Below are 11722 nucleotides of genomic sequence, written 5' to 3'. Positions count from 1 at the left end.
AACCACATCAGGTGCGGTCTGGGGGGTTCGTTTTTTTTAATACGCGCCGGGGCTTCCTGGGGGGGGGGGGGGCCGCCGGCCCCCCCCCCCCCCACGTCCGCGCGGAAGGCGGGCCCGCCGGTGACCTCGGCACGCAGCGGCGCGGGCAGGTCCCGGGAGGCGGTCTGCCGGATCCGGTCGACGGCCGCGGTGTTCGCCTCGTCGGAGGCGTCGGTGGGCAGCAGGACGGCGACGGAGGCGACCCGGCCGTCGACGAGCTGCGGACGGGCGGCCCCGGGGGCGGTGCCGAGGGCGCCGAGCGGGGCGGCGCGTTCGGCGACGACGGCCTGCTGGGCGCCGGTGAGCGGGCTGCCGTCGGCGTTGCTGTAGACGACGAGCGCGGGGGCGGCCGCGCCGGTCGGGAAGGTCCGGACGAGTTCGGCGACCCGGGCCGACTGGGCGGCGGCGGGCAGTGCGGTGCCGGTGGCCTCGGTGGTGGTGGCGCCGGAGGGGCCGAGCGAGAACGCGGCGCCCAGTCCGAGGACGGTGAGCAGGAGGACGAGCCAGGCCGTCGCACGGGGCCGCTTCGGGCCGGCGCCCGGGGTCGCGTGCGCGGTGGGGGCGGGTGGCGGTGGGCGGTCGGCCAGGGTTCGGGACACGGGGGCGCACTCTCGATCGTTAAGCAGGTTAGCGATTTCGTACCGTGTCAGAATTGGCCGCATGGCGCAACACCCCTCCCCCGCAGCAGCCGCCGTGCCGGAGCCCGGCCCGCCGCGGCAGCCCGGCGCACCCGCCGGTGACGAGCTGTCGGAGGCCCTGCGCGAGGTCCTGACCCTCACCCAGCTGGCCCGCGCCGCCCTCGCCGAACGGCTCGCCATGCCGCTGACCAACGTCGAGGCCGTCGAGCACGTCGCGATGGCCAGGGGCGCCGACGAGCCCATCGGCCCGGTCGAGCTCTCCCGCCGCCTCGGCGTCACCAGCGCGGCCGGCACCCAGTCCGTCAACCGGCTCGTCGCCGAGGGCCACCTCACCCGCGACCCGCACCCGCACGACCGCCGCCGCCAGGTCCTGGACGTCACCGAGCACGGCCGCACCCACGTGATGGGCGAACTGGCCCCGCTGCTGCGCCTGCTCCACGGGGCCGGCGAGGGCCTCGACGCCACGGAGCGCGCCGCCGCCCGCCGCTACCTCGGCAACGTCGCCGCCGCCTACCGCAGCTACCTCGCCGGCGACCGATGACCGCGGCCACCGCCGACGCCGCGTGGCGGCCCCACCTCAGCCCGCGGCCCCGGCCCGCTCGGTGATGTTGCGCGCCATCCCGCCGAAGACCACCGCGTGGAACGGCGCAACCGACCACCAGTACGCGTGGCCGGCCAGCCCGTGCGGATGGAACACCGCCCGCTGGCGGTAGTGCGCCCCGCCATCGCCGTCCGGGGAGACCGACAGCTCCAGCCAGGCCAGACCGGGCAGCCGCATCTCGGCCCGCAGCCGCAGCAGCCGGCCCGGCTCGATCTCCTCCACCCGCCAGAAGTCCAGCGAGTCGCCCACCCGCAGCCGCCCCGGGTCGCGCCGCCCGCGGCGCAGCCCGACCCCGCCCACCAGCCGGTCGGCCCAGCCGCGCAGCGCCCAGGCGAGCGGGAAGGAGTACCAGCCGTTGTCGCCGCCGATGCCCTCGACGACCCGCCAGAGCGCGGCCGGGGAGACGGCGACGGTGCGCTCCCGGACGTCCTGGTAGAGGCTGCCGCCCGCCCAGTCCGGGTCGGTGGGCAGCGGATCGCTCGGCGCGCCGGGGAACGAGGCCGAAGACCACCGGGTGTCCACCTCGGCGTCCCGGATCCGCCGCAGCGCCAGCTCCACCGCCCGGTCGAAGCCGATCGGCCCGCCCGGCGGCGCGGGCACCCACCGCGCGATGTCGTGCTCGCCGCAGACCACCTCGTGCCGTAGCGACTCCACCAGCGGGCGGGCGATCGCGTTCGGCACCGGGGTCACCAGCCCCACCCAGTGGCTGGACAGCCACGGCGTCAGCAGCGGCACCGGCACGATGACCCGCCGGCGCAGCCCGGCCACCCGGGCGTAGCGCTCCATCATCCCCCGGTAGGTGAGCACCTCGGGGCCGCCCAGGTCGAAGCTGCGGTCGACCTCCGGCGGCAGCTGCGCCGCGCCGACCAGGTGGCGCAGCACGTCCCGGACGGCGATCGGCTGGATCCGGGTGCCCACCCAGCTCGGGGTGACCATCACCGGCAGCCGCTCGGTGAGGTAGCGCAGCATCTCGAAGGAGGCGCTGCCGGAGCCGATGATCACCGCGGCGCGCAGTTCGGCGGTGGGCACGCCGCCGCGGCGCAGCGCCCGGCCGACCTCGACGCGTGAGCGCAGGTGCGGGGAGAGCTGCCGTTCGGGGACACCCTCGGGGACGAGCCCGCCGAGGTAGACGATCCGGCCGACCCCGGCCGCCGCGGCGGCCTCGCCGAAGGCCCGGGCCGCCGCGCGGTCGGTCTTCTCGAAGCCGGGCCCGGTGCCCAGCGAGTGGACCAGGTAGTAGGCGACGTCCACGCCCTCGAAGGCGCCGCGCAGCGACTCCGGCCTGGTCACGTCGCCGGCCACGGTCTCGACCTCCGCCCGCCAGGGCTGGTCGCGCAGCCGCTCCGGGTGGCGGACCAGGCAGCGGACCTTGTGGCCGGCCGCGAGCAGGACGGGGACCAGGCGGCCGCCGATGTACCCGGTGGCGCCGGTCACCAGGCAGCGCCGCGCGGCGGAAGGCTGGTGGTCCATGCGGCGGCTCCTCGGCCCGTCGGCTCCTCCGCCCGGACGGCCCGGCCAGGGGTCGGCGGCGCCGGGCGCTCCGTGCTCCCAGCATCCCGCGCCGGCCGGGAGGTCGGCGACCGGACGGCCGGGCGCCCCGCCGGGCGCCCCGCCGGGCGCGCGGCCGCCCGGTCGGCAGGGCCTAGGAGAGCTGGCCGCCGTAGTCCGGCAGCTTGAAGGCCTTCTCCGCGTGGCCGCCCACCAGGTCGGTGGTGTTGTTGCCGATGTTGGCGATGATCGTGTAGCCCTCGCTCTCGATGTCGATGCGCTTGTTGGTCTTGAAGGTGCCGGTCTCCTCGAAGAGGTCCAGGAAGTTCCGGCCGTAGAGGCCGTCGACCGGGTAGCCGACCTTCTCCAGGTTGTAGCGGGTGAACCAGTCGATGAAGTCCGGACGGGCCGTCACGAAGAAGACCTTCACGCCGCGGGCGTGCGCCGTCTTCGCGACGTCCAGCACGGCGGCGACCGCGGGCGTCGGGTAGGAGGGCGTGTAGTCGGTCTCCAGCGAGGTGTTGTCGATGTCCAGGACGATCGCGGGCCGGAAGCCCGTGGCGCCCTGCGGCACTCTGGCCTGCACGTGGGCCTTGGCGGCGTCGGCGACCACCTGGACGTCCTTGAGCCAGGTCGTGTACGGGACATCGGGCTTGCCCAGTGCGGGCGCGGCCTGGACGGCCTCGACGGACGCGGCCCGGACGGGCGCGGCGGCGGCCGGCTGCGCCATGACGGCGGTGAGCGCTCCACCCGCCAGGACGACGGCGACCAGACTGCGCGTCAAAGGCTTCTCTGCCATGAGCATGCTCCTCAGTTCGATAGTGGGAGCAGCATGCGCCATGCGGGTTACCTGTGGGTAGACTCCGGACGAAGATCGTTCCGAATAGCGGATCATCGACCTGGCACATCGTCAGGCGCGCACGGAATCCGGACACTTCCTCCACGGTCGGCGCATCCGCGCGGACCTGACGACCCCGCACGCGCTCCCCGACGGCACCTCAACAGCCGCCCGGGGTTTCTTGTCATGTCATCTGAAGGATGCCAGGGTGGTCGATCCTGCTGCCCCGGGCCGCCTCCGCGCCCGCACCCCGACGAGGAGACACGATGCATCCACGCCGCACGACCGCCGCCGGACTCCTGGCCCTGGCCGCCGTCCTGACGCCTGGCCACCCGGCCACAGCCGCCGGGCCGGGCGAGCTTCCGTTCGGTTCGGCGACCACCGTGGGCCTGCACAACGCGTACGAGCGCGGCGCGTTCCCGTACCTCGCGCGGGCGCTCGACACCGGCACCGGGATGATCGAGCTGGACGCCTGGACCAACACCGTCACCAAGGAGTGGAAGGTCAGCCACTCCAACCCGCTCGGCAACAGCAACAACTGCACCGAGGCGAGCACGCCCGACCGCCTCTACACGGGCGGCACCGACAAGAACCTGGAGCACTGCCTCGACGACGTCCGGGTCTGGCTGGGCGCCCACCCGGCGAGCGGGCCGCTGGTGGTCAAGCTGGAGCTGAAGGGCGGCTTCGCGGCCAACCGCGGGATGGGCCCGGCCCAGTTGGATGCCCTGATAGCCGCCCGGCTCGGCGACCGGGTGTTCCGGCCCGGGGACCTGCTGGCCAAGCCGGGCGGCGGCGCGTACGCCACGCTCGACGAGGCCGCCCGGGCCGGCAACTGGCCGAGCCGCGCCGCGCTGGCCGGACGCGTGCTCGTGTACGTGATCCCCGGCAGCTTCGAGGAGCAGAACCCCTTCGACACCCTGCACACCGACGTCGAGTACGGCCGCCACCTGCGCGACCTGGCCGCCGCCGGGCGGATCGACCGGGCGCAGGTCTTCCCCGCCGTGCACGGGGCCGCCGCCGGCGACCCGCGCGGCAGGTACGGCGACGCCTCGATCCGGCCCTGGTTCACGGTCTTCGACGGCGACGCCTCGGCCTACCTCAACGGCGTCGACACCGCCTGGTACCACGCCCGGCACTACCTGCTGGTGATGACCGACGCCCACAACGTCGCCCCGGCCATCAGCGCCACCGACCCGACCGCCGAACAGGCCCGGCAGCGCACCGCGCAGTTGGCCGGCCGGCACGCCTCGGTGGTCTCCAGCGACTGGCGCTCGCTGCCGGCGGTGCAGTCGCTGGTGCTGCCGCGCGGCTGACGCACCGGGCCGCGGGCCCCGGCTCCACCGCTCCCCGGCGGGCCGCTCCTGGGAGCGCTCTCACACGGGCGCTCCCACGCGCTAGGCTGCTGGGACGAGCAGTCGCACCCCGGAGAGGAGCCCACGGTGCCGGACACCACCCCGCAGCCCACCGCCGAGGCGGGCCCCGGCGCGCACCGGCCGACCCTGGAGTCGGTGGCCGAGCGGGCCGGCGTCTCCCGGGCGACCGCCTCGCGCGTGGTCAACGGGGGCGCCGGCGTCCGCGAGGCGCTGCGCGAGAAGGTCCAGCGGGCCGTCGACGAACTCGGCTACGTCCCCAACCTGGCCGCGCGCACCCTGGTGACCCGGCGCAACGGCGCCGTCGCCGTGGTGGTGGCCGAACCGGAGAGCCGGGTGTTCTCCGACCCCTTCTTCGCCCAGCACCTGCGCGGGATCAGCCGCGAGCTGTCCGCCGCCGACAACCAGATGGTGCTGCTGCTGGTCGAGGACGAGCAGGACTACGAACGGGTCGGGCGCTACCTGGCCGGCGGCCACGTGGACGGCGCGCTGCTGTTCTCGCTGCACCGCGCCGACCCGATGCCCGAGACCGCGCGCCGGGTCGGGCTGCCGTTCGTCATCGGCGGCCGGCCGGGCTGGCCGGGCGCCGAGGCCGACCGCGAACTGGTCTACGTGGACAGCGACAACCGCGGCGGCGCCCGGCAGGCCGTCCAGCACCTGCTCGGCCTGGGGCGCACCCGGATCGCCACCATCACCGGCCCGCTCGACCAGACCTCCTCGGTCGACCGGCTGGACGGCTACCGCGACCTGCTGCCGGACGGAGACCCCGGGCTGATCGCCGAGGGCGACTTCACCCGGGACGGCGGCGGCCGGGCGATGGCCGCACTGCTCGCCCGCCGGCCCGGGCTGGACGCGGTGTTCGCCGCCTCCGACGCGATGGCCTCGGGCGCGCTGCGGGTGCTCCGGGCGGCCGGTCGCCGGGTGCCGGAGGACGTCGCGGTGGTGGGCTTCGACGACGTCGAGTCGATCGCCGCCTGGACGGAGCCGCCGCTCACCACGGTGCGCCAGGACATCGAGGGGATGGGCCGGCTGATGGCCCGCCTGCTGCTGCGCCGGCTGGGCGACCCGGCGGTCCGCCCGCCGTCCTCCGTCATCACGCCGACCCGGCTGGTGGTCCGCGGCTCGGCCTGAGCCGCGGAGCCGTTCCGGGCCCGCGCATGCTTCGGGGCGTAGGTGCCGGGGCCCCGGCCGCGCGGGGTGCGCAGCCGGGGCCCGTCGGTCTCGCGGGGCCCGGCGGTCCCGGGACCGGCGGTTCAGTCGAACGGGATGTGCAGCACCGAGACCTGCCCCTGCGCCTGGGTGGCGCCCACCCGGAGCTGGGCGGGGGCGTTGCCGATCGCCGGCCAGACCTCGATCCGGACCGTGCCGCCCGCCAGGTCGCCGAGGCTCCCGGTGGCCGACTGCAGGCCGGCGGCGGTGGCCGCGTAGCGCTCCCAGCCGGTCACCGGGTCGGTGGCGAAGTAGCGGTAGGTCTCCACCCGGTCGAAGGAGCCGTCGCCGGTGAGGTCGTAGGAGACCCGGGCCTGCTGGCCGAGGCCGACGGCGCCGCCCGCGTCCACGGACAGCTCGAAGTCGGTACGGGCACCGGGGCGCAGCGTGCCGGTGACGTTGCGGACCTCGTAGACCAGCGGCTGGTACGGGGTGCCGTCGTGGTTGGTGCCGCCGGCCGAGGGCACGGTGTCGGCGGCGGCGCCGGTCCCGTACGCGGTGCCGAGCCGGCCGCCGGGCTGCAGGTGGAAGGTGTTGCCGGTGGTGCCCGGCCCGGTCGGGGTGGCGGTCGGCGTCGGGGTCGGCGTCGGGGTCGGCGTCGCGGTCGGGGTGGGGGTCGGCGTCGGCGTCGGGGTGACCCCGCCGGTGCCGCCGTCGGTGAAGGAGCCGCGCTCGCTCGCCGTCGAACGGGCCGGGACGGTCAGGGTGAAGCCGTCCGAGAAGCGGACCGTGCGGGGCGCGGTGGTGAAGTTGTGGGCCACGTGCGTCCGGGTGCCGCCGCGGGTGAACACCGCCGCGGTGGGCGTGTCCGCGGTGATCGACGGGTCCGGGGCGCCGAGCGCGGCCAGGTTGCCGATCCAGTGCTGGGTGTGGGCCCTGGACTCGCCCTCCTCCGGGGTGTAGCCGGCCTGGCCGGCGTCCCAGCGGGCCTGGGCGGTGGCGGGGTCGACCAGGGCCTCGGTCTCCCAGAGCAGGTCCTGCCAGTCGGTGTAGCCGCCGCCGTTGTTGGCCCGCAGTTCGGCGAGGTTGGCCGCCAGGGCGTCCTTGCGGCGCGCCAGGTAGAACGAGCCGGCGTTGAGCGGCAGGAAGTTGATGCCGTGGATCATGCCCGGGGCGGCGGTCCACCAGGTGGCGTACGCGGCGCCGCTGCCCCAGACCATGCCGGCGGTGCCGTGCTGGAAGGCGGCGGGGAAGGCCGTGCCGTCGGCGTCGAACCAGTACTGCTGCACGGCGGCGGCTTCGGTGGTGTACAGGTAGGTGCCGAGGTCGCGCAGGGTGTCGTCACCGGTGGCCGCGCCGTAGAGGATCAGCGCGGAGCTGAAGTTGAGCGACTCCGAGGAGGACTCCTGGTTGTTGCCGGCCGCGAAGCCCGCGTGGCCGGAGGCCCAGCCGTGGCCGGCGTACGGGTCGAAGCTGCGCAGCCACGGGAAGCGGCCGTCGCCGCGGTCGGCGTTGGCGGCGTCCTTGACGAGCAGGTCGACCATGCCGCCCCAGGCGGAGTCGGCGGCCCAGGCGGCGTCGTAGCGGGCGACGGTGGCGGCGACCCGGACGTAGTAGCCGTAGTGGAAGTGGTGGTCGTTGAGTTCGGCGTCGCTGCCGTAGGAGGCGGGGTAGCCGATCAGGGTCTTCCAGGTGGCGTCGTAGGCGAAGACGGTGGAGCCGGTGCCGCGGAACCAGGTCTCCAGGCGGCCCTTGATCAGCCCGAGCAGCTTGTCGCGGACGGCGGTGTCGCCGAGCTGGTCGGCGATCGGCACCAGTTCGGCGAGGCGGCCGAGCGCCTTGCCGGTCCAGTAGGTGTCGGTGGCGCCGTTGAACGGGTCCGCGGCGTCGGCGACCTCGTGGATCCGGCTGCGGAGCAGGGCCCGGTCGTACCCGCCGGCGTCGGGCAGCGAGGGCAGCACCCCGGTGGTGGACTGGACGGTGCTGAACGAGCCGCCCTCGCGGACCTTCATGGTGCCGCGCGGCGAGGGGTAGGACAGGGCGGTCAGCGGATCGGCGGTGGCCTTCCACTGGTGCGGGTAGAGGGCGAGCAGGGTGCCGGTGCGGCTGCCCTCCTGCGCGGCCGTGGTCACGGTGTAGGTGGTGGTCAGTGTGCCGGCGGCGGCCTGGTGGCTCCAGTCGACCCGGGTACCGGTGACGAAGCTGTAGGCGTAGGCCTGGAAGCGGTCCAGGTCGGCCGGGGAGGGCAGGACGGCGACGGAGTAGTAGTCCTTGCCGCCGAGCGCGGCGGTCAGGGTGGTGCCGGCGACGGTCCAGTCGGTGCCGGTGGGGGCGAAGAGGCCGTAGTGGTGGCCGCCGACGGTGATGCCGAGGACGTTGCCGCGGTCGGCGAAGACGGCGGGCGCGGCGGCGGTGGTGATCTGGGCGGCGCCGCCGGTGGCGTGGGCGTAGACGTACGGCAGGCCGTGGCCGATGGTGGCGCGGAGGCTGCGGGCGCCGTCGGACCAGGACGGTGTGACCGTCCAGTCGCTCCAGTCGTCCACCTTGGTGTCGGGCGAGGCGAGCCCGGCCACGCCGAGGGTGAGGTCGCGGGTGTGGGTGTAGTCGTACTGGCGGCCCTCGGGGGTGACGGTCGGCGCGGTGGGGTGGCCGACCTCCAGTCCGCCGGACTGCGCCTTGAAGGTCAGCGGGTGCGCGTAGAGGTTCTCCGAGTACGGATTGCCCGGGTAGCGCTGGTAGATCAGGGAGGACCACCAGTCGTTGGTGGGGGCGGCACGGCCGGCGGCGCGGGCGGTCACCTTGGGGGTGAGCGGCGTGCCGTTGGTGTCGGAGGGGCCGACGGTGCCGGCCGGGCGGGTGGTGCTGTAGCCGCCGAGGCCGACCGGGACGGTCGCGGCGGCGGCCCGGCCGGCGCCGACCGTCGCGGTCAGGGCGGCGGCTGCCGCGAGGGCCAGCGCGGTCACGGCTGCTGCCGGGCCGCGCAGGGGGCGGAGCTTCATGATCGTGTCACCTCGGGTGGGGGACGGGTGATGTGAGAGCGCTCTCAGCGATCGGACCGTAGGGGTGGCCGCCGAGGGGTGTCAACGGGCGCGGCAGGAACCGTTGCATTCAAGCCTCGAACGCACACGCGCGGAAACTCCGCAGATTACGTTCGGGTTTCGAGCCCTTGACGGCAACGTTCCCCGGCAGGCACGCTCCTGCCAGCACTGAGAGCGCTCTCAGACTTCCGTTTCCTCCCCGCCGAGCGCTCACCACCCAGCCCCCGTCAGTCCCGCCCCGCCCAGGAGGCACCCCCATGCGTCGCTTCAGAGCCCGCCGGCCGGCCACGGCCCTCGGCAGTACCGTCCTCGCGGCAGCCCTGCTGCTCACCGCGTGCAGCAGCTCCACCGGCTCCGGGGACGCCGCCGGCGGCAAGGTGACCCTCACCGTGGACCTCTTCGGCACCTTCGGCTACAAGGAGAGCGGTCTCTACGACGAGTACATGCGGCTCCACCCGAACATCACCATCAAGCAGACCGACACCCAGGACGAGGGCCAGTACTGGCAGGCCCTGCAGACCAAGCTGGCCGGCGGCGGCGGGCTCGCGGACATCCAGGGCCTGGAGGTCGGCCGGGTGGCCGGCGTCCTCAAGAAGCAGCCGGACAAGTTCACCGACCTCAGGACGCTCGGCCTCGGCGGGGTCAACGAGGAACTCGTCGCGTGGAAGGGCGCCGCGGTCACCACCGCCGACGGCAAGGTCCTCGCGGCCGGCACCGACGTCGGCCCCCAGGCGATCTGCTACCGCACCGACCTCTTCAAGGCCGCCGGACTGCCCACCGACCGCACCGAGCTGGCCGCCAAGTGGTCCACCTGGCAGGGCTACCTCGACCTCGGCCGGCAGTACGTCGCCAAGGCCCAGCCCGGCAACGCCTGGACCGACAGTGCGGCGGGCGTGTTCACCGCCGCGGTCGGCCAGCAGAAGGTGCGCTACGCCGACGAGTCCGGCAAGCCCGTCCACGACACCAGCCCCGCGGTGCGCACCGCCTGGGCCGACGCCACCACGCTGGTCGCGGACGGCCTGTCGGCCAAGCTCGCCCAGTGGACCCCGGAGTGGAACAAGGCGTTCACCACCGGGAAGTTCGCCACCCTCAGCTGCCCCGCCTGGATGATCGGCTACATCAAGGGCCAGGCCGGAAGCGCCGGTTCGGGCACCTGGGACGTCGCCCCCGGGCCGGGCCGCACCGGCAACTGGGGCGGCTCGTACCTGGCCGTCCCGCGCAGCGCCAAGCACCCGAAGGAGGCGGCCGAGCTGATCAAGTGGCTGACCGCCAAGGAGCAGCAGGCCGTGCTCTTCACCAAGCAGGGCTCCTTCCCCTCCTCCACCGGCGCCCAGGCCGCCATCAAGGGCGTCAAGGACCCGTACTTCAACGACGCCCCGATCGGCGAGATCTTCAGCGAGTCGGCCCGCAACATGCCGACCCAGGTGCTCGGCGTGGACGACGGCGTGATCGGCAAGGCGTTCACCGACGCCCTGGGCGAGGTCGAGCGGACCGGCACCGCGCCGGACACCGCCTGGAAGCACGCGCTCGACAACGTCAAGAAGGCCAACGGCAGCTGACCGCCCCGCCCCCGGCCCGCCCCGCGCGGGCCGGGGCCCCCTCGAAGGACCCCTCCCATGGCCCTCTCCTCCACCGCCCGGCTGCCCGCCTCCGGGGCCGCGAAGACCCGCCGCCGCCGGGCCGGCCGGCTCGGCCCGTACGGCTTCGTCGCCCCGTTCTTCCTGCTCTTCGCGGCCTTCGGGCTGTTCCCGCTGCTCTACACCGCCTGGATCTCGCTGCACCGGGTCGAGCTGCAGACCTCCGAGCAGATGGACTGGCTGGGGCTGCAGAACTACACCCGCCTCCTGGAGGACCCGTTCTTCTGGAACGCGCTGCGCAACACCTTCACCATCGGCGTCCTGTCGACCGTCCCGCAGCTGCTGATCGCCCTCGGCCTGGCCCACCTGCTCAACTACCGGCTGCGCGGCCGGACCTTCTTCCGGGTCGCCATGCTGATGCCGTACGCGACCTCGGTGGCGGCGGCCACCCTGGTCTTCGCCCAGCTCTTCGGCCGCGACTACGGGCTGATCAACTGGCTGCTGGGCAGCGCCGGCCTGCACCCGGTGGACTGGCAGGCCGACACCCTGGCCTCGCAGACCGCCGTGTCCGCGATCGTCACCTGGCGGTGGACCGGCTACAACGCGCTGATCTACCTGGCCGGCATGCAGGCCATCCCGCACGAGCTGTACGAGTCGGCGGCGGTGGACGGCGCCTCGCGGTGGCAGCAGTTCCGCCACGTCACCGTCCCCGGGCTGCGGCCGACCATCCTCTTCACCGTGGTGGTCTCCACCATCGGCGCCACCCAGCTGTTCGGCGAACCCCTGCTGTACGAGGGCAACGCGGGCGGCGGCATCTCCCACCAGTACCAGACCCTCGGCCTCTACATGTACGAGCAGGGCTGGTCCTTCTTCCACCTCGGCCGGGCCGCGGCGGTCGCCTGGGTGATGTTCCTGCTGATCGTCGTCCTCGCCCTGACCAACGCGGCGCTCGCCGCCCGGCGCAACCGTACGGACCGGTGATCC

General features: G+C 74.4%; 9 protein-coding genes. 5 read left to right on the top strand and 4 right to left on the bottom strand.

The annotated features are described in order from the left end of the window. A partial coding sequence (locus tag ACWGB8_RS27425) for an MMPL family transporter (RefSeq protein WP_452216286.1) occupies positions 1-638 on the bottom strand: 638 nt, incomplete at its 3' end. Between the two features lie 61 nt (positions 639-699). Here ACWGB8_RS27425 and ACWGB8_RS27420 point away from each other — a divergent pair. Then, the gene (locus ACWGB8_RS27420) at positions 700-1218 is read left to right on the top strand and encodes a MarR family winged helix-turn-helix transcriptional regulator (RefSeq protein ID WP_452216285.1); all 519 of its coding nucleotides are present in this window, start codon (positions 700-702) and stop codon (positions 1216-1218) included. 36 nt (positions 1219-1254) lie between these two features. Here ACWGB8_RS27420 and ACWGB8_RS27415 read toward each other — a convergent pair whose 3' ends face one another. Then, positions 1255-2748, bottom strand: a complete 1494-nt coding sequence (locus tag ACWGB8_RS27415; RefSeq protein WP_452216284.1) for an SDR family oxidoreductase — start codon at positions 2746-2748, stop codon at positions 1255-1257. Between the two features lie 172 nt (positions 2749-2920). Then, positions 2921-3565 carry an HAD family acid phosphatase gene (locus ACWGB8_RS27410; RefSeq protein ID WP_452216283.1) on the bottom strand — a complete coding sequence of 215 codons (645 nt, stop codon included), beginning with the start codon at positions 3563-3565 and terminating at the stop codon, positions 2921-2923. Positions 3566-3870: 305 nt separating this feature from the next. Between ACWGB8_RS27410 and ACWGB8_RS27405 the strand changes: the two genes are divergently transcribed. After that, positions 3871-4917 carry a phosphatidylinositol-specific phospholipase C domain-containing protein gene (locus tag ACWGB8_RS27405; protein WP_452216282.1) on the top strand — a complete coding sequence of 349 codons (1047 nt, stop codon included), beginning with the start codon at positions 3871-3873 and terminating at the stop codon, positions 4915-4917. Between the two features lie 126 nt (positions 4918-5043). Next, positions 5044-6105 (top strand): LacI family DNA-binding transcriptional regulator, encoded by a 1062-nt coding sequence (locus ACWGB8_RS27400; protein ID WP_452216281.1) that lies wholly within the window; start codon positions 5044-5046, stop codon positions 6103-6105. 122 nt (positions 6106-6227) lie between these two features. Here ACWGB8_RS27400 and ACWGB8_RS27395 read toward each other — a convergent pair whose 3' ends face one another. Then, positions 6228-9122, bottom strand: coding sequence for a glycosyl hydrolase (locus ACWGB8_RS27395; RefSeq protein WP_452216280.1), 2895 nt, complete (start codon positions 9120-9122; stop codon positions 6228-6230). 296 nt (positions 9123-9418) lie between these two features. Here ACWGB8_RS27395 and ACWGB8_RS27390 point away from each other — a divergent pair, with 296 nt between their 5' ends. Together ACWGB8_RS27390 and ACWGB8_RS27385 are read left to right on the top strand one after the other, a co-directional pair. Beyond that, the gene (locus ACWGB8_RS27390; protein WP_452216279.1) at positions 9419-10720 is read left to right on the top strand and encodes an ABC transporter substrate-binding protein; all 1302 of its coding nucleotides are present in this window, start codon (positions 9419-9421) and stop codon (positions 10718-10720) included. A 57-nt stretch (positions 10721-10777) separates the two neighbouring features. Then, complete coding sequence (locus ACWGB8_RS27385; protein WP_452216278.1) at positions 10778-11719, top strand: carbohydrate ABC transporter permease; 942 nt, start codon at positions 10778-10780, stop codon at positions 11717-11719. Positions 11720-11722 lie beyond the last annotated feature (3 nt).

This window comes from Kitasatospora sp. NPDC054939, from assembly GCF_053610105.1.
This window is presented reverse-complemented; position numbering and strand designations above follow the sequence as displayed.

Bases quoted from the DNA above. Each gene is read 5' to 3' on its own strand.
- ACWGB8_RS27420 (WP_452216285.1), top strand. From the start codon at position 700: ATGGCGCAACACCCCTCCCCCGCAGCAGCCGCCGTGCCGGAGCCCGGC.
- ACWGB8_RS27415 (WP_452216284.1), bottom strand. From the start codon at position 2,748: ATGGACCACCAGCCTTCCGCCGCGCGGCGCTGCCTGGTGACCGGCGCC.
- ACWGB8_RS27410 (WP_452216283.1), bottom strand. From the start codon at position 3,565: ATGGCAGAGAAGCCTTTGACGCGCAGTCTGGTCGCCGTCGTCCTGGCG.
- ACWGB8_RS27405 (WP_452216282.1), top strand. From the start codon at position 3,871: ATGCATCCACGCCGCACGACCGCCGCCGGACTCCTGGCCCTGGCCGCC.
- ACWGB8_RS27395 (WP_452216280.1), bottom strand. From the start codon at position 9,122: ATGAAGCTCCGCCCCCTGCGCGGCCCGGCAGCAGCCGTGACCGCGCTG.
- ACWGB8_RS27390 (WP_452216279.1), top strand. From the start codon at position 9,419: ATGCGTCGCTTCAGAGCCCGCCGGCCGGCCACGGCCCTCGGCAGTACC.
- ACWGB8_RS27385 (WP_452216278.1), top strand. From the start codon at position 10,778: ATGGCCCTCTCCTCCACCGCCCGGCTGCCCGCCTCCGGGGCCGCGAAG.